The sequence below is a fragment of the Streptomyces sp. NPDC008001 genome, assembly GCF_042958085.1.
In the GTDB taxonomy this organism is placed as follows: Bacteria; Actinomycetota; Actinomycetes; order Streptomycetales; family Streptomycetaceae; genus Streptomyces.
In genome coordinates this window covers 506,671-533,360 of the sequence record NZ_JBIBIZ010000008.1, presented here as the reverse complement: position 1 = coordinate 533,360, position 26,690 = coordinate 506,671, and the positions used below count along the sequence as shown (strand labels likewise).

24 protein-coding genes and 1 tRNA gene are annotated in these 26,690 nt (G+C 74.6%); 14 read left to right on the top strand and 11 right to left on the bottom strand.

Annotated elements, in window-relative coordinates; genetic code table 11:
- Nucleotides 1–127: 127 nt before the first annotated feature.
- On the top strand, nucleotides 128–598 hold the full coding sequence (locus tag ACFZCD_RS23720; protein WP_391833946.1) for a hypothetical protein: 471 nt from the start codon (nucleotides 128–130) through the stop codon (nucleotides 596–598).
- A 145-nt stretch (nucleotides 599–743) separates the two neighbouring features.
- Here ACFZCD_RS23720 and ACFZCD_RS23715 read toward each other — a convergent pair.
- A tRNA-Leu gene (locus ACFZCD_RS23715) sits at nucleotides 744–831 on the bottom strand.
- A gap of 229 nt (nucleotides 832–1,060) precedes the next feature.
- Here ACFZCD_RS23715 and fdhD point away from each other — a divergent pair.
- Nucleotides 1,061–1,912, top strand: coding sequence for a formate dehydrogenase accessory sulfurtransferase FdhD (gene fdhD / locus ACFZCD_RS23710; protein WP_391833944.1), 852 nt, complete (start codon nucleotides 1,061–1,063; stop codon nucleotides 1,910–1,912).
- A 37-nt stretch (nucleotides 1,913–1,949) separates the two neighbouring features.
- Here fdhD and ACFZCD_RS23705 read toward each other — a convergent pair whose 3' ends face one another.
- Nucleotides 1,950–2,411: a MarR family winged helix-turn-helix transcriptional regulator gene (locus ACFZCD_RS23705; RefSeq protein ID WP_391833942.1), complete on the bottom strand. Its 462-nt coding sequence runs from the start codon at nucleotides 2,409–2,411 to the stop codon at nucleotides 1,950–1,952.
- A gap of 135 nt (nucleotides 2,412–2,546) precedes the next feature.
- On the opposite strand from ACFZCD_RS23705, the gene ACFZCD_RS23700 reads away from it, so the two are divergent.
- Together ACFZCD_RS23700 and ACFZCD_RS23695 are read left to right on the top strand one after the other, a co-directional pair.
- The gene (locus ACFZCD_RS23700) at nucleotides 2,547–3,506 is read left to right on the top strand and encodes a zinc-binding alcohol dehydrogenase family protein (protein ID WP_391833940.1); all 960 of its coding nucleotides are present in this window, start codon (nucleotides 2,547–2,549) and stop codon (nucleotides 3,504–3,506) included.
- A 66-nt stretch (nucleotides 3,507–3,572) separates the two neighbouring features.
- Complete coding sequence (locus ACFZCD_RS23695; protein WP_391833938.1) at nucleotides 3,573–5,528, top strand: exo-alpha-sialidase; 1,956 nt, start codon at nucleotides 3,573–3,575, stop codon at nucleotides 5,526–5,528.
- 15 nt (nucleotides 5,529–5,543) lie between these two features.
- On the opposite strand, the gene ACFZCD_RS23690 is transcribed toward ACFZCD_RS23695, so the two are convergent.
- The gene (locus tag ACFZCD_RS23690; protein ID WP_391833936.1) at nucleotides 5,544–6,560 is read right to left on the bottom strand and encodes a bile acid:sodium symporter family protein; all 1,017 of its coding nucleotides are present in this window, start codon (nucleotides 6,558–6,560) and stop codon (nucleotides 5,544–5,546) included.
- A gap of 95 nt (nucleotides 6,561–6,655) precedes the next feature.
- Here ACFZCD_RS23690 and ACFZCD_RS23685 point away from each other — a divergent pair, with 95 nt between their 5' ends.
- From ACFZCD_RS23685 to ACFZCD_RS23665, 5 genes are all read left to right on the top strand, one after another.
- Nucleotides 6,656–7,519 (top strand): LysR family transcriptional regulator, encoded by an 864-nt coding sequence (locus tag ACFZCD_RS23685; RefSeq protein ID WP_391833934.1) that lies wholly within the window; start codon nucleotides 6,656–6,658, stop codon nucleotides 7,517–7,519.
- Nucleotides 7,520–7,999: 480 nt separating this feature from the next.
- Nucleotides 8,000–9,952, top strand: coding sequence for an AMP-dependent synthetase/ligase (locus tag ACFZCD_RS23680; RefSeq protein ID WP_391833932.1), 1,953 nt, complete (start codon nucleotides 8,000–8,002; stop codon nucleotides 9,950–9,952).
- 170 nt (nucleotides 9,953–10,122) lie between these two features.
- On the top strand, nucleotides 10,123–10,923 hold the full coding sequence (locus ACFZCD_RS23675; protein WP_391834032.1) for an aldo/keto reductase: 801 nt from the start codon (nucleotides 10,123–10,125) through the stop codon (nucleotides 10,921–10,923).
- A 47-nt stretch (nucleotides 10,924–10,970) separates the two neighbouring features.
- Nucleotides 10,971–12,191, top strand: coding sequence for a DUF1266 domain-containing protein (locus ACFZCD_RS23670; protein WP_391833930.1), 1,221 nt, complete (start codon nucleotides 10,971–10,973; stop codon nucleotides 12,189–12,191).
- Nucleotides 12,192–12,239: 48 nt separating this feature from the next.
- The gene (locus tag ACFZCD_RS23665) at nucleotides 12,240–13,649 is read left to right on the top strand and encodes a cryptochrome/photolyase family protein (protein WP_391833928.1); all 1,410 of its coding nucleotides are present in this window, start codon (nucleotides 12,240–12,242) and stop codon (nucleotides 13,647–13,649) included.
- A gap of 68 nt (nucleotides 13,650–13,717) precedes the next feature.
- Here ACFZCD_RS23665 and ACFZCD_RS23660 read toward each other — a convergent pair whose 3' ends face one another.
- Nucleotides 13,718–14,023, bottom strand: coding sequence for a 4a-hydroxytetrahydrobiopterin dehydratase (locus ACFZCD_RS23660; protein WP_391833926.1), 306 nt, complete (start codon nucleotides 14,021–14,023; stop codon nucleotides 13,718–13,720).
- 196 nt (nucleotides 14,024–14,219) lie between these two features.
- Here ACFZCD_RS23660 and ACFZCD_RS23655 point away from each other — a divergent pair, with 196 nt between their 5' ends.
- Nucleotides 14,220–16,022, top strand: coding sequence for an FAD-dependent oxidoreductase (locus tag ACFZCD_RS23655; protein ID WP_391833924.1), 1,803 nt, complete (start codon nucleotides 14,220–14,222; stop codon nucleotides 16,020–16,022).
- Nucleotides 16,023–16,054: 32 nt separating this feature from the next.
- Complete coding sequence (locus ACFZCD_RS23650; protein WP_391833922.1) at nucleotides 16,055–16,864, top strand: helix-turn-helix domain-containing protein; 810 nt, start codon at nucleotides 16,055–16,057, stop codon at nucleotides 16,862–16,864.
- On the opposite strand, the gene ACFZCD_RS23645 is transcribed toward ACFZCD_RS23650, so the two are convergent.
- The 4 genes from ACFZCD_RS23645 to ACFZCD_RS23630 form a co-directional block, all read right to left on the bottom strand.
- Complete coding sequence (locus ACFZCD_RS23645) at nucleotides 16,854–17,225, bottom strand: nuclear transport factor 2 family protein (RefSeq protein ID WP_391833920.1); 372 nt, start codon at nucleotides 17,223–17,225, stop codon at nucleotides 16,854–16,856. The two genes, ACFZCD_RS23650 and ACFZCD_RS23645, sit on opposite strands and share 11 nt — an antisense overlap.
- A gap of 139 nt (nucleotides 17,226–17,364) precedes the next feature.
- The gene (locus tag ACFZCD_RS23640) at nucleotides 17,365–17,715 is read right to left on the bottom strand and encodes a VOC family protein (RefSeq protein ID WP_391833918.1); all 351 of its coding nucleotides are present in this window, start codon (nucleotides 17,713–17,715) and stop codon (nucleotides 17,365–17,367) included.
- Nucleotides 17,716–17,771: 56 nt separating this feature from the next.
- Nucleotides 17,772–18,587, bottom strand: a complete 816-nt coding sequence (locus ACFZCD_RS23635) for a class I SAM-dependent methyltransferase (protein ID WP_391833916.1) — start codon at nucleotides 18,585–18,587, stop codon at nucleotides 17,772–17,774.
- 43 nt (nucleotides 18,588–18,630) lie between these two features.
- Nucleotides 18,631–20,115, bottom strand: coding sequence for a bifunctional phosphatase PAP2/diacylglycerol kinase family protein (locus tag ACFZCD_RS23630; protein ID WP_391833914.1), 1,485 nt, complete (start codon nucleotides 20,113–20,115; stop codon nucleotides 18,631–18,633).
- Nucleotides 20,116–20,191: 76 nt separating this feature from the next.
- Here ACFZCD_RS23630 and ACFZCD_RS23625 point away from each other — a divergent pair, with 76 nt between their 5' ends.
- Nucleotides 20,192–20,764 (top strand): TIGR03086 family metal-binding protein, encoded by a 573-nt coding sequence (locus ACFZCD_RS23625; RefSeq protein ID WP_391833913.1) that lies wholly within the window; start codon nucleotides 20,192–20,194, stop codon nucleotides 20,762–20,764.
- Nucleotides 20,765–20,885: 121 nt separating this feature from the next.
- The gene (locus tag ACFZCD_RS23620) at nucleotides 20,886–21,419 is read left to right on the top strand and encodes a GNAT family N-acetyltransferase (protein WP_391833911.1); all 534 of its coding nucleotides are present in this window, start codon (nucleotides 20,886–20,888) and stop codon (nucleotides 21,417–21,419) included.
- A gap of 33 nt (nucleotides 21,420–21,452) precedes the next feature.
- Here the strand turns inward: ACFZCD_RS23620 and ACFZCD_RS23615 are convergent, their stop codons facing one another.
- Nucleotides 21,453–22,529, bottom strand: coding sequence for an MBL fold metallo-hydrolase (locus ACFZCD_RS23615; protein ID WP_391833909.1), 1,077 nt, complete (start codon nucleotides 22,527–22,529; stop codon nucleotides 21,453–21,455).
- A 420-nt stretch (nucleotides 22,530–22,949) separates the two neighbouring features.
- A complete protein-coding gene (locus tag ACFZCD_RS23610) occupies nucleotides 22,950–24,158 on the bottom strand; it encodes a pyridoxal phosphate-dependent aminotransferase (protein WP_391833907.1) in 1,209 nt (402 codons plus the stop codon).
- A 372-nt stretch (nucleotides 24,159–24,530) separates the two neighbouring features.
- Between ACFZCD_RS23610 and ACFZCD_RS23605 the strand changes: the two genes are divergently transcribed.
- Nucleotides 24,531–25,937, top strand: a complete 1,407-nt coding sequence (locus ACFZCD_RS23605; RefSeq protein WP_391833905.1) for an amino acid permease — start codon at nucleotides 24,531–24,533, stop codon at nucleotides 25,935–25,937.
- On the opposite strand, the gene ACFZCD_RS23600 is transcribed toward ACFZCD_RS23605, so the two are convergent.
- Nucleotides 25,927–26,688, bottom strand: coding sequence for an SDR family NAD(P)-dependent oxidoreductase (locus ACFZCD_RS23600; RefSeq protein WP_391833903.1), 762 nt, complete (start codon nucleotides 26,686–26,688; stop codon nucleotides 25,927–25,929). The genes ACFZCD_RS23605 and ACFZCD_RS23600 overlap by 11 nt on opposite strands.
- Nucleotides 26,689–26,690: the final 2 nt, after the last annotated feature.

Here is a 26,690-nt window from a genome sequence, read left to right as displayed (position 1 = left end):
CACCACGTGGGCGGAGTGCTCCATCACGCTCGGATGGGTCGTTGTCGAAGAGGGCAAGACCTTCCGACTCAGAAAGCTAACCAAGGAGGGCGAAGACGACGCGGTCATCTACGTGGACCAAGCCCTCATGGACGTGCTCCAGTGGCAGTGGGAGCGTCAGCAGTACGAGAAGCAGGTATTGGGGAACCTCTGGGTTGATCACGGCCTCGTGTTTGCCCGGGACTCCTTCAAGCTGTTCAAGCAGAGCCGGGCCGGCGGCGCACAGGACCCCGAGAAGGTCTCTGCCCGCTGGCGGACCCAGCAGGCTCGCCACAACCTGCCAGAGGGGTTTGGACTGCATGGCTGGCGCCGCACCAAGATCACAAATGATCTGGAAGCCAAGGAGAACCCCGTCGAGGTCTCCGCGAATGCCAGGCATCGCTCAGGGGCTGGCTACACGATGAAGCACTACGGCCAGCGTCGGGCTGACAACGCCAAGCGGTTGGCCTCTTCCAGCGCTCGCCGGATCGGCCTTGGAGGCGTCGGCCCGGCTGCTCAGCCCAGTCTCACTGAAGTCGTCCCGTCGGGCCCGCGCAGCCTGCCGACCCTGGCAGCCTGACGCAAGATCCCTAGCCGACCGGTCTCGTGGTTGGTCACGCCGTCGGCAAGGAAGCCCCGGAATCCTACTGGTCACGCGCTGGTCACGCCGAAGCCCGATCCAGTCCCGGAAAACAGAAAAACCCCAGGTCAACTGGGGTTTCTGCTGGTGTCCGAGGGGGGACTTGAACCCCCACGCCCGATAAAGGGCACTAGCACCTCAAGCTAGCGCGTCTGCCATTCCGCCACCCGGACTAGGTGTTGTCTCCGGCGGGGTGTTCCCCGCGGCGACATGGATAACAATACCAAGGTTTCGGAGTGCCTTTCACCTGGGTATCCAGCCGATACATAAGCCCTTCTTATGGGTGATATCCGGGCAAAGGCGGACAGTCGGGCCTGCCCGGGAGCCGTGGGCTTCGCCGGGGAGTCGCCGGGGACAATGGGACCGCCAGGGAACCCCCACGACCACCGGGACGGATCACTCATGGGACGGGTCACCGCACGACGCCGCGTCATCCGCATCCGGGACGGCGCCGTCAGTGCCCGCCCGGACACGCTGGTGACCGAGGAGCCGATGGAGATCCGGCTGAACGGCAAGCCGCTCGCCGTCACCATGCGCACGCCCGGCGACGACTTCGCGCTCGCGGCCGGCTTCCTGGTGAGCGAGGGCGTGCTGGGCCGGGCGGACGAGGTCGCCAACATCGTCTACTGCGCGGGAGCGACGGAGGACGGCTCCAACACGTACAACGTGGTGGACGTGCGGCTGGCGCCCGGGGTCCCGGTGCCCGACATCACCCTGGAGCGCAACGTCTACACGACGTCCTCGTGCGGGCTGTGCGGGAAGGCGAGCCTGGACGCCGTGCGGACCACCGCGCGGTACCCGCTGTCCGACGGGCCGGAGCCGATGCGGCTCACACCCGCCCTGCTGGCCTCCCTTCCCGGCCGGCTGCGGGAGGCGCAGCGCGTCTTCGACCGCACGGGCGGGCTGCACGCCGCAGCGCTGTTCTCCGCGGACGGCGAGCTGCTGGACGTGCGCGAGGACGTGGGGCGGCACAACGCGGTCGACAAGCTCGTCGGGCGGGCCCTCCAGCAGGGCCTGCTGCCGCTGGCCGGGGCGGTGCTGCTGGTCTCGGGGCGGGCCTCGTTCGAGCTGGCGCAGAAGGCGGTGATGGCCGGGATCCCGGTGCTCGCCGCGGTCTCGGCACCGTCGTCGCTGGCGGTGGACCTGGCGGCGGAGACGGGGCTGACGCTGGTGGGCTTCCTGCGCGGGGCGTCGATGAACGTGTACGCGGGCGAGCAGCGCATCGTCCTGGACGAGCAGCCCGCGGTGGCCTGAGCCCGCACTCCGCGGGGCCGGCCGGCGCCCGCGGGCGTCAGCCCAGCGGCCCCTCTTCCCGCTCCTCCGCCACGCGGGCGAGCAGGGCGACGAACTGTTCCCGCTCGGCGGGGGTCAGCGCCGCGAGCAGCGAGCGGTTGGCCTCGTCGCCCAGGCGCGCGAGCCGTTCCAGGCAGCTGCAGCCCTCGGCGGTGAGGGCAATGACGTTCTTGCGGCGGTCGCCGGGGTCGGGGGTGCGGGTGACGAGCCGGACCCGCTGGAGGTCGTTGAGGAGGCCGACCATGTCCTTGGGATCGAAGCCGGTCGTGCGGACGAGGGCCGCCTGGGCGGCGGGACCGCCGTCGGCGAGCGCGGCCAGCACGGCGTGGTGCGGCATGCGCAGGCCCTCCTGGGCGAACGCCTCGCCGAGCAGGCGGCGGCCGCGTCCGGCGGCGCGGTTGAGGAGCCAGCTGGGGAGGGCGCGGATGTGGTCGAGCGCGGGCTCGTAGGGCTCAGTCATGGCGTGACCCTACCGAAAAATCCATTGGGATCCCCAACAAAAAACGTTGGACATCCCAATGGATTCGACTTTACTGTTGGAACCACCAACGAATAACCGTTGGGAGTCCCAACGACCCCCTGGAGGTGCGGCCCCATGCGCCGTGTCCGCTATCACCAGAACGGCGGCCCCGAGGTCCTGCGCCTGGAGGAGACCGACGTCCCGCAGCCCGGCCCCGGCGAGCTGCTCGTGCGCACCGAGGCCGTCGGCGTCACCCTTCCCGTCGTCCGGAAGGTGCGCGGCGGGGGTCTCCCACTGCCCGCGAGCCTGGGCGGCGAGGTCGCCGGGGAGGTCGTGGCGGCCGGCCCGGACGTGACCGGCTTCGCACCCGGCGACCGCGTCACCGGCCTGTGCTTCGGCGACGGCTACGCCGACTATGCCCTGCTGCACGCCGCGATGGCCTCGCCCGTGCCCGGCGGAGCGACCGCCACGGACGCCGTCGCACTGGTCCGCTGCGGCCTGGTGGCGCGCGGGGCGTACGCGGCGGCCCGTCCGGCGCCGGGCGAGTCGGTGCTGGTGACGGGCGCGGCGAGCGGCGCGGGCCACCTCGCCGTGCAGCTCGCCAAGGTGCTCGGCGGCGGCCGGGTGGTGGCGGCCGTCAGCCCGGCGGCCGCGGAGGCCAAGGCCGCCTTCCTGCGCGAGCTGGGCGCGGACCACGTCGTGACGTACGACGACCTCGCCCGCGAGGACAGCGGCCGGTGGGGCGGGGACGTCGACATCGTCCTGGATGCCGTCGGCGGCGAGCTCCTCTCCCCCGCCGTGGCCGCGCTCGCACCCGGCGGCCGGCTCGTCGCGTACAGCTCGGGCGGCGGGACGATCGAGGCGTACGACCTGCTCGTCGGGGCGAAGTCCGTGGTGGGCTTCCAGATGGCGCTGATCGCCCGCCACCGGCCGGAGCTGATGGAGCAGTGGCGGCTGGAGCTGTGGGAGCTGTTCGCCGCCGGGCGGCTGCGCCCGTGCGTCCACGCCGAACTGCCGCTGGATGATGCCGCCAAGGCGCACGAGCTGATCGAGGCGCGCGTCAACCTGGGCAAGGTGGTCCTGCGGCCGGCGTGAACCCGTATGGGCTCTTCGGCCGGGTCCGACTTGTGCGACAGTCGTACGGCGCCTACGTTCGGCCGCATGGCGCCGCCGTACGTCCGCACTGGTCCCGCCGCCCCCCGAAGCCCCGTCAGAAATGCGTTGGCCAACGCCATCCCGGCTACCTTGGCCACTCTCGCCCTCCTGGCCTGCTCCCTCCTCCCCCTGCCGCGGCTCGCGGCGCAGCCGGCCCGTGCCACGGCCGCCGGCTTCGAGGAGCAGGTCCTCTTCAAGGCGGGGCGGGAAGCGCCCGGCACCGACGCGTACGCGTGCTTCCGCATCCCGGCGCTGGTCACCACCGTCCGCGGCACCGTCCTCGCCTTCGCCGAGGGCCGCAAGGGCAACTGCGGTGACGCCACCGACATCGACGTGGTCGTCAAGCGCTCCGCCGACGGCGGCCGCACGTGGAGCCCGCTGGAGGTGGTCGACGAGGGGCGCGGCGACACCCACGGCAACCCCGCCCCCGTCGTGGACCGGCGCACCGGCCGGATCACGCTCCTCACCACGTACAACAAGGGCCGCCCGGACGCGGGCAACTGCGACGTGCCGTGCGACCGCACGCCCCACGTGCAGCACAGCGACGACGACGGCGCCCACTGGTCGGAGCCGGAGGACCTGACGCGGGAGCTGCGCCCGCCCGGCTGGAACTCCTGGTACGCCACCGGGCCGGGTCATGGCATCCAGCTGGCCCGCGGTCCGCACCGCGGCCGCCTCGTCGCCGGCCTCAACGCCGAGAGCCACGACGGCACCCGCGTCCGCGCCAACCACGCCGCGCTCGCCCTCAGCGACGACGGGGGCGCGCACTGGCGGCTCGGGGCGGTGGACACCCAGGTGACCGCCCCGGACGGCACGTACGCGCAGAAGCCGTCCGAGCTGACGCTCGCCGAGCGGGCCGACGGCTCGGTGTACGCGGGCGGGCGCGAGCAGGACGGTACGGAGCTGGGCAACCGCGACTTCGCCGTCGGCACCGACGGGGGTGCGGAATTCGCCGGGCCGTTCCGGGCGGTCCCGGACCTGTACACGCCCATGGTGCAGGGGTCCGTGGCCGTTCTGCGCCCCGGGCGCTGGATCTTCGCGTCGCCCGCCGACCCCGACCGCCGGCGCTCGATGACGATCCGCTCCTCCTATGACGAGGGGCGCACGTGGGAGGGCACGGAGCACGGCAGGCTCGTCACCGCCGACTGGGCCGGTTACTCGGACATGGCCGTGGTGGACGGCGAGACGGGTGCGGCCGGGCTGCTGTACGAGGCGGGGCGGAGCAACGCGCGGGACGAGATCCGGTTCGCCCGCTTCACCGAGGACTGGCTGGGCCCGCGCCCCGGCCCCTCCCCCACGACGCCGGACGGGGCGCCGGGCGCGCGGCCCGCGTACGTCCTGGGAGGCCCGCGCCCGGTCCGGGGCCGCTCAGGCGGGGGCCTCGCCTTCGACGGGGTGGACGACGCCGTGCGGCTGCCCTACCGGGCCTCCCTTCCGCTGGGGACGCGGGACTTCACGGTGGTGCTGTGGTTCCGGTCGGTGCCTGGCGGGGGACGGGGCGAGCAGCCGCTGCTATGGATGGGCGGGATGGGCGGTGCGCCCCAGGTGGTGCTGCGGCTGGCGCCCGGCGGGCGGGTCACGGGGCAGGTGACGGCGGTCGCCGGGGCGGGGCCGGCCCGGACGGCGATCGTCCGGTCGGCCGCCTCGCCGGCGTACGGGGACGGGCTGTGGCACCGGGCCGTGCTGCGGCGCGGTGGCGGGCGGATCGTCCTCAGCGTGGACGGGACCACGTGGTCGGTTGCCGACGTGCCGGGGTCGGTGAGCCGGAACTCGACGTTCGGGGTGCACCTGGGGCAGCGTCCGGACGGCCGGGCGTGGCTGGCCGGGGAGCTGGACGACGTACGCGTGTACGGGCGGGCGCTGACGGACGGCGAGCTCGCGCGGCCGGGACGGTCCGGCGGCCCGGATCCCTCCCGTGAGCGCGATCTGGTGCTGTGGCTGCCGTTGGACCGCGTGCGCTGAGCCCGTCAGGTCCCGTCAGGTACGGGTGAGCGACGGTACGGCGGCCGCCGGGGCCGGCAGCCGCCCGTAGCGCTTCGCCAGGAACGCCCCCACCATCAGCTGCATCTGGTGGAACAGCATCAGCGGCAGCACGGCCAGGCTCGCCTGGGCCCCGAAGAGGACGCCCGCCATGGGCAGACCGGCCGCCAGGCTCTTCTTCGAGCCGCAGAAGACGATGGCCAGCCGGTCCTCCCGGCCGAAGCCGAGCCACCGGGAGCCGTACGTGGTGACCGTGAGCATCAGGCCCAGCAGGACGGCTTCGACCCCCACGAGGGCCAGCAGCCGCAGCGGGGTGACCTCGTGCCATATGCCGCGGACCATGCCCGCGCTGAAGGCCGTGTAGACGACCAGGAGGATCGAGCCGCGGTCCACGTAGCCGAGGACCTTCTTGTGCCGGGTGAGGAAGCCGCCCACACGGCGGCGCAGCAACTGGCCCGCCAGGAACGGCACCAGGAGCTGCAGCACGATCGACAGCAGCGAGCGGGCCGAGAAACCGCCGCCGCTGTTGCCGAGCAGGAGGGCGGCGAGGAGGGGAGTGAGGGCGATGCCGGCGATGCTCGAGAACGAGCCCGCGCACACCGCCGCCGCCACGTTGCCGCGGGCGATGGAGGTGAAGGCGATCGAGGACTGGATCGTCGAGGGCACCAGGCAGAGGAACAGCAGCCCGGAGTGGAGCTGCGGGGTCAGGAGGACGGGCACGAGGCCACGGGCGGCGAGGCCGAGAAGGGGGAAGAGCACGAACGTGCAGCCGAGGACCGTCAGGTGCAGCCGCCAGTGGCGCAGGCCGTCCAGCGCCTCGCGGGTGGAGAGGCGGGCGCCGTAGAGGAAGAACAGGAGCGCCACGGCGCCGGTGGAGGCACCGCCCATGGCGGTGGCCGCGGGGCCGCGCGCCGGCAGGAGGGCGGCGAGGGCGACGGTGCCGAGGAGGGCGGCGATGTAGGGGTCGACGGGGAGACGGAGGCGGGTGAGGGTGCGGGGGCGGGGGCGCGGCATGGGGCCCAGCCTGCCGGGCGGTGCGGCTATGCGGAACCCCGTTTACTGCTCTGACTGTCATCACGGAATGCGATAGCCAAGGCTAGGCTGGTTGCGTGTTCGATCCCGTGCAGCTCCGTACGTTCCTGGCCGTCGCGCAGACGCTGAGCTTCACCCGGGCCGCCGGGCGGCTGGGCGTGCGGCAGTCGACGGTGAGCCAGCAGGTCCGCCGGCTGGAGGCCGCTGCCGGGCGGCAGCTGTTCGTCCGCGACACGCACAGCGTGCGGCTGACCGAGGACGGCGAGGCGATGCTGGGCTTCGCCCGCACGATCCTGGAGGCGAACGAGCGGGCCGCCGACTGGTTCGCGGGGACCCGGGTGCGGGGGCGGCTGCGGTTCGGGGCGTCGGAGGACTTCGTCCTGACCCGGCTGCCCGAGGTCCTGGAAGGCTTCCGGCGCGAGCATCCCGAGGTGGACCTCGAACTGACCGTCGACCTGTCGGAGACGCTCCAGGAGCGGCTGGCCGCCGGGCGGCTGGACCTCGTCCTCGCCAAGCGGCACCCGGGCGAGCCCCACGGGCGGCTCGTGTGGCGGGACCGGCTGGTGTGGATCGGCAGCGAACGGCTCCGCCTGGACCCGCACCGGCCGCTTCCCCTGGTCGTCTTCCCGCCCCCGGCGGTGACGCGGGCGCGCGCCCTGGAGGTTCTGGAACGCAGCGGCCGGCCCTGGCGCGTGGCCTGCACGAGCGGCAGCCTGAGCGGTCTGGTGGCGGCGGCCCGGGCGGGGCTGGGCGTCATGGCCCACACCCTCGGCATGATCCCGCCGGGCCTGGTCCGCCTCCCTCCCGGCCCGGCCCTGCCGGAGCTGGGCGGAGTCGACGTGGTCCTCCTGCACGGGGCGGCCCCGGGAAGCGCGGCACGGGGCGCGGCCGAGGCCCTGACCCGAGCGGTCCTGACCGCAGGCGACCGCCTCCAGACGTAGGGCCTGCGGCCTGGCTTCGGGACATTGCCTCGGGTACGGAGCGGCTGGCGGCTTGACACCGCCGGGCTGCGGGGGTTGTGGCTGTTCGCCGTCGCGGCGGAAGGGTTCCGCTCGACGCGGCGGGAAGCCCGGCGGCACGCGGGGCGGCTGGCACCGCCGGGCTGCGGCGTTGTGGCCGATTGCCGTTGCGGCGGAAGGGATCTGCCTGGCGCAACCGCGAGCGTGGTGGGAAGCCCGCCTACGTACGGGGCCGCTTGGCGCCGCCGGGCCGCGGCGCTGTGGCTATTCGCCGTCGCGGCGGAAGGAACCAGCGGGCGCAGAGGGAAGCCCTCCGGCATGCCGGGCTTCCCGGCGCAACCGGCGGGCGGGCCGTCGCCCGGCTCGGGGCGGTCGCCAACGGGTCACTCTTTCGGGGTGGTTGAGGGGGTGGGGGGCCGGGTAGGGGGTTCGCGGTGTGCGGAGCATGACAAGGAGCTGCCGTTGCGCGAGTTCACCGTTCCGCCGCTGGTGACGGCGCCGCCCGCCGGGGGCCTGGCGGACGCCGTCTTCGACCGTGCCGCCGAGGACCCCGGGCAGACGGCGTTCGGCCGGAAGGGGCCGGACGGCCGCTGGTGGGACGTGACGGCGGCCGCGTTCCGGGACGAGGTGCTGGCGCTGGCCAAGGGGCTGCTCGCGGAAGGCGTGCGGTTCGGCGACCGGGTCGCCGTCATGTCCCGTACGCGCTACGAGTGGACCCTCTTCGACTTCGCCCTGTGGTCGATCGGCGCGCAGCCCGTCCCCCTGTACCCGACGGCGTCACCCGACCAGGTCTGCTGGATCCTGCGCGACGCGGGCGTGACGGCCTGCGTCGTCGAGCACGAGGACCACGCGATGACGGTCGGCTCGGTCGTCGGCCGGCTGCCGGGGCTGGCCCGGCTGTGGCAGCTGGACGCCGGCGCCGTGGAGGAACTGGCCGCGGCCGGGGCGGGCATCGGCGACGACCTGGTGCATCGCCACCGGATGGCCCTCACCCCCTCGACGCCGGCCACCGTCGTCTACACCTCGGGCACCACCGGCCGCCCCAAGGGCTGCGTGCTCACCCACGCCAACTTCATGGCGGAGGCCGACAACGTCGTCCGGCGCTACGAACACGTGTTCCGCTCCCGTCCCGGCGACGAGGCGGCGACGCTGCTGTTCCTGCCGCTGGCCCACGTGTTCGGGCGGATGGTGCAGGTCGCGGCGGTGCGCGGGCGGGTGAAGCTCGGGCACCAGCCGCAGCTGACGAGTTCCGCGCTGCTGCCGGACCTGCGGGCGTTCCGGCCGACGTTCGTCCTCGCGGTCCCGTACGTCCTGGAGAAGATCTTCGCGCTGGCGCGGCGCACGGCCGAGGCCGAGGGCCGGGCGGGCCCGTTCGAGCGGGCCGTGGACGTGGCGGTGCGGTACGCGGAGGCCGCGGAGCGGCGCGCGTTCGGCGCGGGCACGGGGCCCGGCGCCGCGCTCCGGCTCCAGCACCAGGTCTTCGACCGGCTCGTCTACGCCAAGGTGCGGGAGGCCCTCGGCGGCCGGGTGCGGCACGCGATGTCGGGCGGCTCGGCGATGGACCGGCGGCTGGGGCTGTTCTTCGCGGGCGCCGGCGTCACCGTCCTGGAGGGCTACGGGCTGACGGAGACCGCGGGGGCGGCGACGGCCAACCCGCCGGAGCGGCCCCGCTTCGGCTCGGTCGGGCAGCCCGTCCCCGGCACGACCGTACGGATCGCCGGCGACGGCGAGGTCTGGCTGCGCGGCGCCCAGGTCTTCGCGGGCTACCTGGGCGACGCGAAGGCCACGGGCGCGGTGCTGCAGGAGGGCTGGTTCGCGACCGGGGACCTGGGGCGGCTGGACGAGGACGGCTATCTGACCATCACCGGGCGGAAGAAGGAGATCCTGGTGACGTCCGGCGGCAAGAGCCTGTCGCCGGTGCTCCTGGAGGAGCGCGTACGGGCGCACCCGCTCGTCGCCCAGTGCGTCGTCGTCGGCAATGACCGCCCCTACGTGGCCGCCCTGGTCACGCTGGACGAGGAGGCGGTCGCGCACTGGCTGCACATGCACGGGAGACCGGCGCCGGAGGCCGGCGCCGGGGCGGGGCTGCTGTACGACACGGACCTGGTGCGCGACGCCGACCTGGAGGCCGAGATCCGGCGGGCCGTCGTGGCCGCGAACACCCTCGTCTCGCAGGCCGAGTCCATCCGCACGTTCCGGATCCTGAAGTCCCGGTTCACGGAGCAGGACGGCCTGCTGACGCCGTCGCTGAAGCTCCGGCGGAAGGCGATCGAGGCGGCGTACGCGCGCGAGGTGGACGCGCTGTACGGCGGACGGCCCCGCGGAGCCACCGGAAGCCTCGGCGGAACCGGAGGACTCGGTGGAGCCGGAGGCACCGGAGGTCTCAGGGGCCTCGGAGGAGCCGGAGGCCTCTGAGCTCCGGGAAGACTCGGAGGCACCGGAGACATCAGGGGCATTACGGGAATGCTGTGATCCGTGTGATCGTTGACGCTGGGAGTACGAATCACGTCTCCGACCGTAAGGACCGAGCACTCGTGAGCAAGGCTGCCTCCATTCCTTCCATCACGCTCAACAACGGCGTCGAGATGCCGCAGCTCGGCTTCGGCGTCTTCCAGATCCCCGACGCCGAGGCGACGGCCGCCGTCGAGACGGCCCTGGCCGCCGGGTACCGCAGCATCGACACCGCGGCCGTCTACCAGAACGAGACCGGCACGGGCAAGGCCCTGACGGGCTCGGGCATCGCCCGCGACGAGCTCTTCGTGACGACGAAGCTGTGGAACAGCGCCTCGCAGGCCTGGACGCCCGACGCCGTCCTGCGCGAGTTCGACGCCTCCCTGGAGCGGCTCGGCCTCGACTACGTGGACCTGTACCTCATCCACTGGCCGCGCGCCATGCGTGACGACTACCTCGCCATCTACCGCACGTTCGAGGAGATCGCGGAGAGCGGCCGCGCCCGGTCGATCGGCGTCTCCAACTTCCAGCCCGCCCACCTGGAGCGGCTGCTGGCCGAGACGTCCGTCGTCCCCGCCGTCAACCAGATCGAGCTCCACCCGTTCCTGGCCCAGTCCGGCCTGCGCGCCTTCCACGAGCGCCACGGCATCACCACCGAGGCGTGGTCGCCGCTCGGCCAGGGCAAGGAGCTGCTGAACGCCCCCGTCATCGCGGGGATCGCGGAGAAGCACGGCCGCACCCCGGCGCAGATCGTGCTGCGCTGGCACCTGCAGCTCGGCAACGTGGCCATCCCCAAGTCCGTCACGCCGTCGCGCATCCACGAGAACATCGACGTCTTCGGGTTCACCCTCGACGAGGAGGACATGGCGGCGATCGCCGCGCTCGACAGCGGCACGCGGCTGGGCCCGGACCCGGACGAGTTCGACGTCAACTGAACCCCTGGGCGCAGCCCCTGCCGCCCGGCCTCTATAGAGTCGCGCACATGTTCCCCGTGCCCTGGATCCCGCCGACCCCCGTCGAACAGCAGTTGCAGGCGGCCACGGCGTACGGGGACTGGGACGGGCAGATCGGCGCCCTCGCGGCGGCCGAGCTGTACGTGGCGGTGCCCAGGGCCGAGGCCGACGGCCTGGTGCCGCCCGCGCCGCTCTCCCCGTACCGCGACCCGGTCTCGGGGAAGCGCTGCCTGCCCGTGCTGACGCGCGGCGCGCTGCCTCCCTGGCAGCCCGACTGGGTCTTCCAGCGCACCAGGCTGGACGACCTGGCCCTGGAGTGGCCGCACGACAAGTGGCACCTCGCGGTGAACCCGGGGCAGCCGGCCGCGGCCGTCGTCCCGGCGACGCCGCTGGACCGCGCGGCCTGGCTGGAGGTCTACGCCGAGACGCCGCCGCCCGCGCCCGGCCGGCTGCAGTCCCTGGGCACCGGCCCCCTGCACGGCCCGCTCGCGCACGGTCTGGCCTGCGGCGCGCCTCTGTCCGTACGCGACGACGTGCCGTGGAACGACCTCGGGAGCGTTTACCGCGACTACGACGAGGACCGTGCCGTCCTGCGCGACGCGTGGGGCGTCATCGACCCCGCGGGCTGGTGGCATCTGACGGAGCGGCTGCTCGCGGGGGCGGGCGCGGGGCGTGAGGCGGAGTTCGCACTGCGGGCCCGCGAAGGCCTCGCCGAGCACTCCGGAACCGCGCCAGGGGGCAAGGACACCCCGGGCCCGGGCCCCAGGACCGACGAGTGGCGCGGAGCCGTCACCCACGTCCTCGTGCACCGTGCCGCCCCGGAGGCCGAGATACGGGCCATGGACGCCGCCGTCACCCGTATCGCCGGCGCCGAGGAGCGGCTGCGAGGCGAGGCGGTGCTGCAGCCCGGGGAGCGCGTCGCCTCGGCGGCCGCCCACGACCTCGCGCACGCGGTGGCCGTCGCCCGGCTCGGGCTCGCCGCGCGGCTGTGCGGACCGGCCGACGCGGAACGGGTCGTCCTGGCGGCCGGTGCGGCCGCCCGCAGGACGTACGGGTCGTGGTCCGCCTTCTCCGCGGGCTTCCTGCTGGGGCAGGCCCTGCGGGCGGCCGGCCCCGGCGCCCCGGCCGCCGCTCCCGGCCCTCACCCCGGCCCCGGCCCCGGCCCCGGCCCCGACGCCACCGCCCTCCTCGCCCACCGCGTCCTCACCGGTGACCCCGCGAGCCCCTGGGTCAACATCCCCTGGTCGTGACGGCCCTGCCGCCCGGCCCCGGGCGGACGCCGGGCGGACAATCACCGCATGGCCGTACCGAACGACCCGGAGCCCCGGGGGACGCACACCGGCGTGTCCGTCGCCCTCTTCACCTCCGACCTGCGGCTGCACGACAACCCCGTGCTCACCGCCGCTCTGCGGAGCGCACCGCGCACCGTACCGCTGTTCGTCGTGGACACCGGGATCGCGGCGGCCGGCTTCGCCGTGCCCAACCGCGCCGCGTTCCTGGCCGGCTGCCTCGCCGCGCTCGACGAAGGGCTGCGGGCCCGGGGCGGGCACCTCGTCGTCCGCAGGGGCGACGTGGTGGCGGAGACCTGCCGGGTGGCGGCCGAGACCGGCGCCGGCGAGGTGCACGTCGCCGCCGGGGTGAGCGGGTACGCGCTGCGCCGCGAGGAGCGGCTCCGGAGCGCGCTGGCGGCGGACGGCCGGCGGCTGCGGGTGCACGACGCGGTCGTCACGGCCGTGCCGCCCGGTGCGGTCCTGCCCGCCGGCAAGGACCACTTCGCGGTGTTCACCCCGTACTTCCGCCGCTGGTCGGCCGAGCACCTGCGGCCGGTCCTGCCGGCGCCGCGCGCGGTCCTGCTGCCCGAGGTGCGCACGGAGCCCCTGCCCGCGGCCTCGTCCCTGGCCCGGGGCACGGCCTCGCCCGCGCTGCCGCCGGGCGGCGAGGGCGAGGGGCGCCGCCGCCTCGCGGCCTGGCGGCGCGGCGGGCTGGCGCGCTACGCCGAGCGCCACGACGACCTGGCGGGGGACGCGACGTCGCGGCTGTCCCCGTACCTCCACTTCGGCTGCCTGTCGCCGGTGGAGCTGGCCACCCGGGCCCGGGAGCGGGCCGGCGGGGGCTGTGCGGGGGCCGCGGCGTTCGTGCGGCAGCTGGCGTGGCGGGACTTCCACCACCAGATGCTGGCCGCCCGGCCGGACGCGGCCCGGCACGACTACCGCACCCGGCACGACCGCTGGCGCGAGGCCCCCGGGGAACTCGCCGCCTGGCGGGAGGGGCGGACCGGCTACCCGGTGGTCGACGCGGCGATGCGGCAGCTCGCGCACGAGGGCTGGATGCACAACCGGGCCCGGCTGATCACCGCGAGCTTCCTGGCGAAGACCCTCTACCTCGACTGGCGGGCCGGGGCCCGGCACTTCCTGGACCTGCTCGTGGACGGCGACGTGGCCGACAACCAGCTCAACTGGCAGTGGGTGGCGGGCACCGGCGCCGACACCCGCCCCCACCGGGTCCTCAACCCCCTGGCCCAGGCCGACCGCTTCGACCCGGACGGCGCCTACGTGCGCCGCTGGGTCCCGGAGCTGGCGGGGGTGCCGGGCCGGGCCGTCCACCGGCCGTGGCTGCTGCCGGATCCGGAGCGCCGCGGCTACCCCGGGCCGGTGGTCGGGCTGGAGGAGGCGCTGGAGCGGTTCGGGCGGGCGCGCGGACGCATCTGAGCGCTGCCCCGGCAGCATGGCGCCCTGCAGGGCTCCTGGGAGCAGGGCTGCCCCCGGGTTGCGCAGGGTCAGTGCGCCCCGTGGCCGGGTGCGACGGCTTCGACGCGGCGGGCCAGTTCGAGGTCCAGGCCGGTGACCTTGCCGCCCACGCTGTGCGTGTTCACGCTCAGGGAGACCGTGTTGTAGCCCAGGGTCGTCTCCGCGTGGTGGCCCAGCTCCTCCTGGATCTGGGCGATGTGGACGACCAGCGCGGCGGCCTGGAAGTGCCCGTCGAAGCGGTAGGTGCGGCTGATGTTCACGCCGTCCGTGGTCCAGCCGGGCAGCTCCTTGAGGCGCTCCTCGATGTCCTTCTGGGAGAGCGGTTCGACGGCCATGACTGTCCCTTCGTGAGTCTTCGTGGTTGGTGCCCGCGCCGGGTGCCGGTGACTCAAGCGTCCCACGGGGCGGGGCGTTTTCGCGCCAATGTGCGGTACGGGGCCGTGCGTGCCGGAGAAGTGCTACCGGGTCGTAGGTGACGCTCCTACACTCCAGCGCCGGACGTGTACACGTCATCGACGCCAGGGGGCGGGCATGGACGGTACGGGCAGCACGCGCAGGGGTTTCATCGGAGGGGCCGCGGCCGTCGCCGCCACGGCGGGCTCGGCGGTCCTCGGCGGACCGGCCGCGGTGGCGGCCCCCCGCGCCAGACCCGCCAGGGCCGGCCGTGCCCGCGGGGCCGGTGCGCAGAGCGTCGCCGTCCTCGGGGGCGGCGTCGCGGGCCTCACCGCCGCGCACGAGCTCGCCGAACGCGGCTTCCGGGTGACGGTGTACGAGAAGAAGGCGCCCGGCGGCAAGGCCCGCAGCATGGACGTGCCCGGCAGCGCCCGGGGCGGCCGCAAGGCGCTCCCCGGCGAGCACGGCTTCCGCTTCTTCCCGGGCTTCTACCGGAACCTGCCGGACACGATGCGCCGCATACCCTTCCCGGGCAACGCGGACGGCTGCCACGGCAACCTCGTGGCGTCGACGGAGGTGATGCTGGCCCGGACCGGCCACGAGGACATCCGGCTGCCGTTCCGCACGGTCGGCAAGCCGCCGCCGCTGCTCACCCCGGACGCCCTGCTCCGCGCGCTGACGGGTTTCCTCGACGCCTTCGGCAACATCCCCGCCGCCGAGGCCGCCTACTTCGCCGGCCGGCTGCTCGTCTGGCTCACCAGCTGCGACGAGCGCCGGACGGGGGCCTGGGAGAAGGTGCCGTGGTGGGAGTTCATCCGCGCCGCGAAGATGTCGCCGAACTACCAGCGGCTGCTGGCCATCGGCATCACCCGCAACATCGTGGCCACCAAGGCCGAGGTGGCCAGCACCAAGACCGTGTCGACGTGCATCGAGGCGTTCCTCTTCAACGCCCTGGGGCGGGGCGCGGACGGCGAGCCGGACCGGGTGCTCAACGCGCCCACCAACGAGGCGTGGATCGACCCGTGGGTCGCGTACCTCCGCTCCCTGGGCGTCACCTTCGAGATCGGCCCGGCCGTACGGGACCTGCGGATCGACGGCGGACGGATCACCGGGGCGGTGCTGCAGGACCCGTCGGGCGCGCAACGCACCGTGACCGCCGACCACTTCGTCTCCGCCATGCCGGTCGAGCACGCCCGTACGACCTGGAACGCCCGGGTGCGGGCCGCCGATCCGCAGCTGGCGCGGTGCGACAGGCTGCAGACGGACTGGATGACGGGCATCCAGTTCTATCTGACGGAGCCGACGCCCGTCATCCACGGGCACGTCAACCACATCGACTCCCCCTGGGCCATCACCTGCGTGGGGCAGGCGCAGTACTGGTCCGGGCGCGACTTCCGCGCCGACTACGGGGACGGCGTGGCGGCGGACTGCCTGTCCGTGGACGTCTCCGAGTGGGACAAGCCCGGCATCCTCTACGGGAAGACCGCCAAGCAGTGCACGCGCGAGGAGGTCGCCCGCGAGGTGTGGGCGCAGATGAAGGCCGGTCTCAACGACACCGGGCGCACGGTGCTGAGCGACGCGAAGATCCACTCCTGGTTCCTGGACCCGGCCGTCGAGACCGGCGGCCCCCGACCCGTCAACGACGAGCAGCTCCTCATCCACCCCACCGGCACCTGGTACGACCGCCCCACGGCGCGCACCGCGATACCCAACCTCTTCCTGTGCGGGGACTACGTGGCCACCGACATCGACCTCGCCACCATGGAGGGCGCCAACGCCGCGGCACGGGCCGCTGTCAACGCCCTGCTGGACCGGACGGGTTCGCGGGCCGCGCGGTGCGCGATCACCCCGCTCTACCGGGCCCCGGAGCTGGAACTCCCGAGGGCCGAGGACGCGGTCCGCTACGGGCTGGGGCTGCCCAACGCCTTCGACCTGGGGTGAGCGCGCCGGGGGCGGCACGTTACGGTCGGATCATGACGACTGTCGTGGACGCCCCCGGGGTGGGCCCGCTGCTGAGGCAGTGGCGGGAGCGGCGCCGGATCAGCCAGCTGGAGCTCGCGCTGCGCGCCGACTCCTCCGCCCGGCACATCAGCTTCATCGAGACCGGCCGCTCCCGGCCGAGCCGGGACATGGTCCTGCGCCTCGCGGACCGCCTCGACGTGCCCGTCCGGGAGCGCAACACCCTGCTCGTCGCGGGGGGTTACGCACCCGCCTTCCCGGAACGGCCCCTGAACGGCCCGGCGCTGGGCGGGCTGCGCGAGGGCCTGGAACGGCTGCTGACGTCCTACGAGCCGTTCCCCGCGCTCGTCGTCGACGGCACGTACGAGGTGCTGGCGGCCAACCGGGGCATCACGATGCTCCTGGAAGGCGTCTCCCCGTCCCTGCTCGTCCCCCCGCTGAACGCCATGCGCCTCACGATGCACCCGGGGGGCCTGGCGCCGCGCATCCGCAACTACCGCGAATGGCGCGGTCACCTGCTGCACCAGATGGAACGGCAGCTGGCCCTGATGCGGTCCGCCCCGCTGCGCGCCCTCTACGACGAGGTGAGCGCGTACCCGCTCCCGGAAGCCGCCGGCGGGGAACCGGCCCGGAAGGAGGACGAGGACGAGGTCCCCTTCGCCCTCCCCCTGGTCATCGACCACGCGGGCCGCACCCTGTCCTTCGTCTCGGCCATCGCGACGTTCAACACCCCGATGGACGTGACGGTCTCGGAACTGGCGGTGGAGACGTTCCTCCCCGCCGACCGGGAAACGGCCCGCCTGCTGACCACCCTCATGCCGTAGGCACGCGGTCGAGGAACCCGGTCACGGTCCGGATCCGGCCGTCCCCGTCCAGGGTGATCACATCGGATCCGGCCACGGGCGCGGACCCGTCGGCGAGGGACACCAGCTCCCACCGGAAACGGGCGACGTCGTGGTGCCCCTCGGCCTCCCCCGCCCGCCGGAACTCGAACCCGGGGAACTGCTCGTGCGCCGCCGCTATGACCGCGGCGATGCCCTCGTGCCCGCGGACGTCGGCGAGCGGGTCGGTGTAGGACCCGTCCTCGGCCCACGCGGCGGCGACGGCCTTGGCCAGCTCCTCCGTGGTACCGGTGGCGTTCCAGGCCTCGAAGTAACGGGCGACGGCGGTCTCGTACTGCGACATGGCGGGCTCCCTGAGTAGGCATCACGAGTGGCGTCCACGCCCCCGGGCCGGAGTGCGCCGGCCCGGGTGGCGCTTCGCCCCTCACGATGCCGGGCGCGGCACGGAAGGGCGATTACCCGTGAGGTAAGGGACCGCCGCCTCAGGGCTGTTTGCGGTCGACGTATTCGAAGACCGAGCCGTCCGGGTGGCGGGCCACCACGTTGCGGCCGATGGGGGTGGGGACCGGGCCCGCGATGATGTGGGCGCCCACCGCTTCCAGGTCGGCGAGCGCGTCGTCGACGTCCGTGACCGCGATGGTGGCGGTGATCTTCCGCAGGACGGAGAGTTCCTTCTCCGGGCCGCTCATGAGGAAGAAGCATCCCACCGCGGCCACCGCGACACCGCCGCGCTGGAAGCGCAGCGCTTCGGCGCCGGTCAGACGTTCGTAGACATCGATCGCGTGGTCGAGATCATCGACGCACACCCGCAGCGAGGTCCCCAGAATGTTCATGGGGACAAGGCTAGTTGGAGCCGCCGGACGATGCGGGGCGGTTCACGCGGGGCGGTTCACGCGCGGCACAGGAGTTCTCCGTTCAGGACGGCGAACCAGGCGTCCTCGTGCCGTCCCCACGCGCGCCAGGCGGCGGCGATCCGGTCGAGTGCGGCGCGGTCCGCGTGGCCGCCGTCCAGCGCGAGCCGCGCGTAGGCGGAGGCGACGGTGCGGTCCGCCCACAGGCCGCTCCACCAGGAACGTTCCTCCTCGCTCGCGTAGCACCACGCGCTCGCGGTGGCGGTGGTCCGGGTGAAGCCGGCCTGCCGGGCCCAGGACAGGAGGCGGCGGCCGGCGTCGGGTTCGCCGCCGCCCGCGCGGGCGACCCGCTGGTAGAGCTCCTGCCACTCGTCGAGGCCGGGGAGGCGCGGGTACCAGGTCATGGCGGCGTAGTCCGCGTCGCGGACGGCGACGATCCCGCCGGGGCGGCAGACCCGGCGCATCTCGCGCAGGGCGCCCACGGGATCGCCCACGTGCTGGAGCACCTGGTGGGCGTGGACGACGTCGAAGGAACCGTCCGGGAAATCCAGGGCCCGGACGTCGCCGACCGTGAAGTCGACGTTGTGCAGGCCCCTTTCGCGGGCGGTGGCGCGGGCCTTGCCGAGGACCTCCCCGGCGGCGTCCAGGCCGGTGACCCGGCCCTGCGGGACCAGCTCGGCCAGGTCCGCGGTGATGGTGCCGGGCCCGCAGCCCACGTCGAGGACCTCGTGGCGGGGGCCGAGGTGCGGCAGCAGGTAGGCGGCGGAGTTGGCGGCCGTGCGCCAGGTGTGCGAGCGCAGGACCGACTCGTGGTGGCCATGGGTGTACACGGTGGTTTCGTCAGCAGCAGGCATGCCGGAACCGTATGCCGACGTCTCGGCTTCCGAGAAGCGCGTCTCAAGTACCGGACAAGGCGCGGTACACGACCAGGGCCTCGTTCTCCTTCCGCAGCGTCAGCTCCTCGGGGGCCGGGCCGATCTCTCCGTCGTACGCCAGGTGGGTGCCCGGCCCGATCCCGCTGATCCGCAGGCTCCGCAAGGGGGCCGCCCGCAGGACCGGGGAGTGCTTCAGGTCGCCGACGAGGGCGGCCGCGAGCAGCCGGGTGCGGGCCAGCGGGCCGCCCGAGACGGTGCGGACGTCGAGGACGCCGTCCGCCAGGTCGTGGCGGCGCACGGGGGCGAGGCCCACGCCGTGGTAGGTGCAGTTGCCCGCGAACAGCATCCACAGGCGGCGGCGCTTGCCGTTCACCCCCAGGCGGACCGGGCGCGCCGTGCGCAGCACGTGCACCGCCGCCAGCACCCCGGCGGGCCAGGCGCCGACGCGCGGGGCCCAGCGCTCGCGCACGCGGACCAGTTCCGGGTAGGCGCCGATGCTGAAGGTGTTGAGGAACCAGCCCAGCTCCACGCCCTCGCGCGTACGCATCTGCACCATGTCGACCGCCACCGCCTCGCCCGTCTCCACGGCCCGGCAGGCGTCCGCCAGGGACTCGATGCCCAGGTCGTAGGCGAAGTGGTTGTACGTGCCGCCCGGCAGCACCGCCAGCGGCAGCCCGTGGCGCCGGGCCGCGACGGCCGCCGCGTTGACGGTGCCGTCGCCGCCGAAGACGCCCAGGGCGCCGCCCAGTTCCCGGGCCCGGAGGGCCGCCGACTCCAGCGTCTTCCCGAGGCTCTCCCCGCCGTCCCGCTCGTACGGGACGACCTCCGCGCGGGGCAGCACCGTGGCCACCCCCTGCGCGGGGTCGGGGCGCACCCCGGCCCGCTGGCCGGAACCCGGGTTGACGACCACCACCAGACCCTCGCCCTCCGGCAGCGCCGGGGCGTCGGCCCGGGGCCGGGCCGGGGGCGCGAGCTGGGAGCGGGTGGGGGCGATGCCGCGCACGGCGAAGGCGGCGCCCGCGCCCAGCGCCGCGCCCGCGAGCACGTCACCCGGATAGTGGACACCCGTGTAGACGCGCGAGAAGCACACCGCGGCCGCCACCGGTGCGAGGGCCAGCCCCCACGCGCGGTTCTCCAGGGCCACGCCCGTCGCGAAGGCGACCGCCGACGCCGAGTGGCCCGAGGGGAACGACGTCGTGACGGGCTGCCGGGCCAGGTGCCGCACGGCCGGCACCGTGTCCAGCACCGGCCGCAGCCGCCGCACCGAGCGCTTGCCGACGGTGTTCACGGCCGCCGAGGCGACGGCCAGGGACACGGCACCGCGCACGGCGGCGCGCCGGGCGGGCCGCCCGCCCGCCAGCGCGGCACCCGCGGCCAGGCCGAACCACAGCAGCCCGTGGTTCGCGCTGCGCGACAGGCGGGGCAGGACGCGGTCGCCGCCCGGCCAGTGGTGCGCGGCGACCGCCAGGAAGGCCGCCCGGTCCCAGGAGCTCACTTTCTTCCGCATGGCACTCCTGTACCCCGTCGGCGGCGGACGACGCCGGGAAGTCGCCGCCCGGCCGCACCGCGCCGACAATGGGCCCATGACCGATGCGACGCTGCTCACCCGGCACAAGGAAGCGCTCGCGCTGTTCACCGAGCGCGTGCACGCCGTCCGCCCCGGCCAGTGGGACGAGCCGACGCCCTGCACCGAGTGGTCCGTGCGCGACCTCGTCAACCATCTGGCGGTCGAGCAGCTGTGGGTGCCGCCGCTGCTGGACGGCTCGTCCATCGACGACGTCGGCGACTCCCTGGACGGCGACCAGCTGGGTGACGACCCGGTGGCCGTCTGGGACGCCGCGGAGGCCGCCGCGCGCGAGGCGTTCGGCGCGCCCGGGGCGCTCGACCGGACGGTGGAGCTGTCCTCCGGGCCGTCGTCCGCCCGCGCGTACTGCTCGCAGATGGCGGCGGACGCGATCGTGCACGCGTGGGACCTCTCCCGGGCGATCGGCGCGCCGGAGCAACTGCCGAAGCCGCTGGTGGAACTGGCGCGGCGCGAGGTGGAGCCGTACATCGACAGCCTCGCGGGGACGGGCCTGTTCGCCGAACCGGTGGAGCCGCCGCCCGGCGCCGACGCGCAGACCAGACTGCTGGCACAGCTGGGGCGCCGGGTCTGAGGGGGCGTAAGGCCGCGGCGGGGCGGTACGCAAGGCCGTAGCGGGCAGTACGCGGGGCTGTACGCGGGTACACGGGTACGCGCGGTCGGGTAATCGGCCGGGCGGTGGGCAGGATGCCGGCATGGCCTCCCCACTCACGCGGCTGACGCCCCGCCTCACCCTGCGCCGCTGGCGCGCGGACGACCTCGAGCCGATGGCCGCCGTCAACGCCGACCCGGAGGTGATGCGCTGGACCGGGGACGGCTCCGTGCAGGACCGGGAGGGGACCTCGGCGGCGATCGCCTCCTGGGAGCGGGAGTGGGACGAGCGCGGGGTGGGCCTGTTCGCCGTGGAGGTCCGCCACTCGCGCCGGCTGGCCGGTTTCGCGGGCCTGTCCGTGCCCTCCTACCTGCCCGAGATCCTCCCGGCCGTGGAGCTCGGCTGGCGGCTCGGCCGCCCCTTCTGGGGGGACGGCCTCGCCACCGAGGCCGGCCGCGCCGTCCTGGACTTCGCGTTCCGCGACCGCGGGCTGGCCCGGGTCGTCAGCGTGCACCACGCCGGCAACGACGCCCCGGCGGCCGTCATGCGCAAGCTGGGGATGCGGCGCGAGCGGGAGACGACCCATCCGGAGTACGGGATCCCGGTCTGCGTGCACGTCCTCGACGCGCGCCCGTAGCCCGGAGCCGCGCGCGGCCACCGCCGCTGCTCCTCAACCGCTCTGCCCCGTCAGCTGCTGCGGCCCGTCCTCCGTACGGTCCGTGGGAACGCGGGCCGGGAGGACCCGCGAGCCGCCCACCGGCAGGTCCCACAGGTCCTCGCGCGGCCGGCCCGTGGCCTCCCAGGCGGCGCGGACGCGGTGCAGCGGCTCCAGCGGGGGCTCGGCCGAGAGGATGAAGGTCGACCAGTGCATGGGCGCCATCGCCCGGGCGCCCAGGTCCTGGCACGCGGCGACGGCCTCCTCCGGGTCCGTGTGGACGGTGCCCAGCATCCAGCGCGGGTCGTAGGCGCCGATCGGCAGCAGGGCGAGGTCGATGCCGCCGAAGCGCCGGCCGATGCGCTCGAACCAGTGCCCGTAGCCGGTGTCGCCCGCGAAGTACACGCGCTGCCCGCCCGGCGCGGTGAGCACCCAGCCGCCCCACAGCGACCGGCAGGTGTCGGTGAGGGTGCGCTTGCTCCAGTGGTGGGCGGGGACGAAGTCGCAGCGGACGGGGCCGGCCGGGCCGGGCAGCTCGACCGCCTCCCACCAGTCGAGCTCGGTGACGCGCGTGAAGCGGCGCCGGCGGGCCCAGCGGGCCAGGCCGGCCGGCAGGAGCAGCGGGGTGTCGCGCGGCAGCCGTTTGAGGGTGGGCGCGTCGAGGTGGTCGTAGTGGTTGTGGCTGATGACGACCGCGTCGACCGGCGGGAGATCCTCCCAGCGGACGCCGACCGGGGTGAGCCGGGGCGGGGTGCCGAGGATCCTGCGCGACCAGACGGGGTCGGTGAGGACCGTGAGACCGCCGATGCGCAGGATCCAGCTGGCGTGGCCCGCCCAGGTGACCGCGGTCGCGGTGGCGTCGACGGCCGGCAGCGGGCCGGGGTCGACCGGCAGCGCGGCGACGTCGCGGAGCGCCTCGGCCCGCGGGCGCAGCCGTCCCTCGCGGGCCAGCCGGGCGAGGGCGCGGACGCCCGGCAGGGGCGCGGTGAGGCGGTCGGCGAACGATCTGGGCCAGATGCGGGTCTCACCGAGCGGGCGCGGCGCGGCGAGGGGGCGCGGCTGGGCGAGGGGGCGCTCGGTCTGTTCGGTCATCGAGGGGGCTCCAATCGCGGGGGAACCGGGGCGGTGCGGCGCGGTGCCCGGCCGGACGCCGGGCACCGCAGCGACCGGGCTCCGGCGGCTCGGCCGGGCGGCTGATCGGTGGCGCGGTTCGTGGCGGCGTCCGGACGGCGGCGGCAGCGGCGGACGGCGTGTCGACGGGTGACGGAATCGAACGGATCGAACGGTGGCGGGCAGTGCGGAAGCGGAGTGGGGCGATACGGGATCGAGCGGTCGCGAACGGCAAGGACGGACGGCGGAGGAGGGCAACGGAGGAGGGCGACGGAGGACGGACGGAGGGCGGAGGGCGGACAGGGAGGGACGGGAGCGGCGGACGCGAGCGGCAGACGGCGGCGGACGACGGGCGACGGAGGGCGGACGGCGAGCGACGGCGCATGACAGATCGACGGTAGGTCAGCCGCCCGCGAGCCGGACGAAGGCCGATCCGAAACCGGTCAGTGCGTCGCTGACGCCCGGCACGGCGAGCGGGTCCGGGGAGTCCAGGGCCCGCTGCCGCTCCTCGTCGGCGGGGCCGAGGAGCGGCGGCGTGGAGATCCGGACCCGCAGGGCGTCGGGCGCGTCGCCGAAGCGGTGGCCGCCCGGCACGGGGCGGCCGAGCGCGGCGCTGAGGTGTGCCTCCAGTTCGACGGAGTCGGTGATGGAGCGGGCGGCGAGCGCGGCGCGGAGCTCGCCGAGGTCGGCGTAGAGGTAGGGGCCGGCCTGCGGGGGCCGGCTCAGCACGCCGGCCGCGGTGAGGCGCTCGTGGGCGGCGCGGGCGAGCGCCCCGTAGAGCCGTACCGCGGCGGCGGCGCGGGCGCGGACGGGCTCCGGCTCGTCCAGGGCGTACGCGGCGGCCGCGGCGACCGGCGGGGCCGGCTCGGCCCGTACGGCGGCGAGCGCCGAGGTGACGCGGGCGCGCAGGACGGGGCCGCGCCCCCCGGCGGGGAAGCGGGCCACCGCGGCGGGCCAGGCCGTGGGGAGGAGGCCGCCGGCCAGGTCGGTGAGGACGACGACGTGGTCGGGCCACATCTCGGCCGGGCCGAAGAAGACCGTGCCGCCGGGGTCGTGGCGCATGTCGCGCCAGGTCTCGTCGCTGACGATCGTCAGCTCCTCGGCGGCGGCCGCCTCGCACACCTCGTGGAGCAGCTCCGGCGGGGTGACCGAGCCGGTGGGGTCGTCGGCCGGCGACAGGACGAGGACGCGCGGCCTGCCGCCCTCGGCGCGGATCCGGCGCACGGTCTCCAGGAGGGCGAAGGGGTCGGGCACGCCGCCGCACTCGGCGGGCACCGGCACGTGGTAGGTGGGGCGCCCGGCGAGCCGGGCGAGCGGCGGGTACCAGGCGGCGCAGGGGCGGGTGAGCAGGACGTCGCCGCCGGCGCCCGCGAGGACCGCGAGCAGCAGGGGCTGGGCGCCGGGCGCCGCGAGGACGTGCTCGGGGGCCGTGGGCAGGCCGCGCCGGGCCCAGTAGCCGCAGGCGGCGGCGCGCAGGGCGGGCCCGCCGCCGACCGGTTCGGGCGTGCTGTCCCGGGCGGCTCGCGCGAGGCACTCGGCGAGCTCCGGCAGTACGGGCAGTCCGCGCTCGGGCATGGTGCCGGGCGGGAGCGCGGGAAAGCTGGCCTGCATCCGTCCGTACCTCCGACCGCCGCGCCGTCCGCACCGGGCGGCAGCACCTGTCCGGCCCGGGGCCGGACGCCGCCGCCCCCGTCCACCTTGGCAGATCACGGGGTGCGGGGCGGGGCGACACGGGCGGGCGGGTGACGGCGGATGCCCGCGGGCTCCCACGGGTGGCGGCCGTCCGGCCGGGGGCGGGCGGGGCCCGGGGAGGGCGGCTGGACGAATCACGGCCGGGGGGCCTGATCGCAGCACCATTTGCGGCTGCCGGGCGGGAGCGGCGGGACAAAAACAAAGGATTTTGCGGACTGCTCTGCTCCGGTCACCATGTCGTGTCGCACATCCTGGCGAACCTGCCCGCTGGACCGAGAGGCACACCCCCTCATGCACGACACCGACGGCACGCACTCCCGCCGTTTCGGCCTCCCGACCGCCGTTGCCCTGGTCATGGGCAACATCATCGGCGGCGGCATCTTCCTGCTGCCCGCGTCCGTGGCCCCCTTCGGCACGGTCAGCCTGCTGGCGTTCGGCGTCCTCACCGTCGGCGCCATCGCCCTGGCGCTCGTCTTCGGACGGCTCGCCGAGCGGCATCCGCGCACCGGCGGCCCGTACGTCTACGCGCGCGAGGCGTTCGGCGACTTCGCCGGCTTCCTGTCCGCCTGGTCGTTCTGGACCATGACGTGGGTGAGCAACGCGGCCCTCGCGGTGGCCGGCGTCGGCTATCTGCACGTGATGACCGGCGGCGGTTCCATGGCCGGGGACCTGGCCATGGCGCTGGCCATGCTGTGGCTGCCGGCGCTCGCGAACCTGGCCGGTACGCGCTGGGTGGGCGCCGTCCAGATGATCTCCACGGTGATGAAGTTCGTCCCGCTGCTGTTCGTCGCGGTGATCGGCCTGTTCTTCTTCGACCCGGCCAACCTCGGCTCGTTCACGACGGCCGACGGCGACTGGACCGGCGGGCTGACGGCGTCGGCGGCGATCCTGCTCTACTCGTACGTGGGCGTGGAGTCCGCGGCGATGAGCGCGGGCGAGGTGCGCGACCCGGAGCGCAACGTGGGGCGCGCGAGCGTCCTGGGCACCGTCGGTGCGGCGCTGGTCTACCTGCTGGGCACCGTGTCGGTCTTCGGCACCGTCCAGCACGACAAGCTGGTCAAGTCCACGGCCCCGTTCTCGGACGCGGTCGACGTGATGTTCGGCGGCCACTGGGGCGGCATGCTGATCGCCGCCTGCGCCGTGATCTCCATCGTGGGCGCCCTCAACGGCTGGACGCTGATGAGCGCCCAGGCCCCGTACGCCGCCGCGAAGGACGGCCTGTTCCCGGCCGCGTTCGGGAAGAAGAAGCGCGGCGTGCCGACGTTCGGCGTGCTCGCCGCCACGGTCCTCGCCACGGGCCTGACCGTCGTCAACTACACGTCGGGTGCGGGCGGGGTCTTCGAGATCCTGGTCCTCATCACGACGTTCTCCGCGACGGTCCCCTACCTGCTGGCCGCCGCCGCGCAGGTGTACTTCCTGCTGACGGGGCAGCGCGACAAGGTGCGCACCGGCCGGTTCACGCGTGACCTGGTGCTGGCGCTGGGCGCCTTCGCCTTCTCCTTCTGGCTGGTGGCGGGCGCCGGTTACGCGGCCGTCTACCAGGGGGTGCTGTTCCTCTTCGCGGGCATCCTCGTCTACGTGTGGCTGACCGCCCGCCGCCCCGCGGCAGAGGCACAGACGCAGGCCCCCGCCGCGGAGCGGGCCGGGACGGCGCAGGAGACGCAGGAGGCGCAGGAGGCGGCGGCCGTCAGGCCGTGACGCCGCCGTCGAGGACGAGGTCGGCACCGACGGTGTAGCCGGCCTCGTCCGAGGCGAGGTGCAGCACGGCGGCCGCGATCTCGTCCGGGGTGCCCGCCCGGCCGGCCGGCACCTCGCGGCGCATCCGCTCGGCCTTGTCGAGCGAGGACTCGCCGGGGCGCGAGGACATCGGGGTCTCGACGGGCCCGGGGCTGACGGCGTTGATCCGCACCCCTTCGCCGATGTGGTCCAGGGCGGCGTTGCGCGTCAGGGCGGAGACGGCCGCCTTCGTGGCCGTGTAGGCGCCGAAGCCGGGCTTCCTGCGGTGGGCGCCGACGTTGGACGCGATGTTCACGATGGCGCCGCCGCCGTGGGCGCGCATGTGCCCGATCTCGTACTTCATGGACAGCCAGACGCCCTTGAGGTTGGTCTCGACGATCCGGTCCCAGTCCTCCTCGGGCACGTCCGCGACCTTGGCCGGCGGTACGGCCAGGCCCACGTTGTTGACGGCGACGTCGAGGCTGCCGAAGCGGGCGACGGTCCGCTCCACGAGGGCGCGCACGTCCTCGGACCGGGTCACGTCCGCGGTGACGGCGAAGGCCTCGCCGCCCTCCGCCTCCACGTGGGCGACCGTCTCCTTCAGGGGCTCCTCCCTGCGTCCCGCGACGACGACGCGCGCGCCCTCCCGGGCGAAAGCGAGGGCGACGGCCTGTCCGATTCCCGTGCCGCCCCCGGTGACGAGGACGGTCCTGCCGGTGAAACGTGCGGTCATGT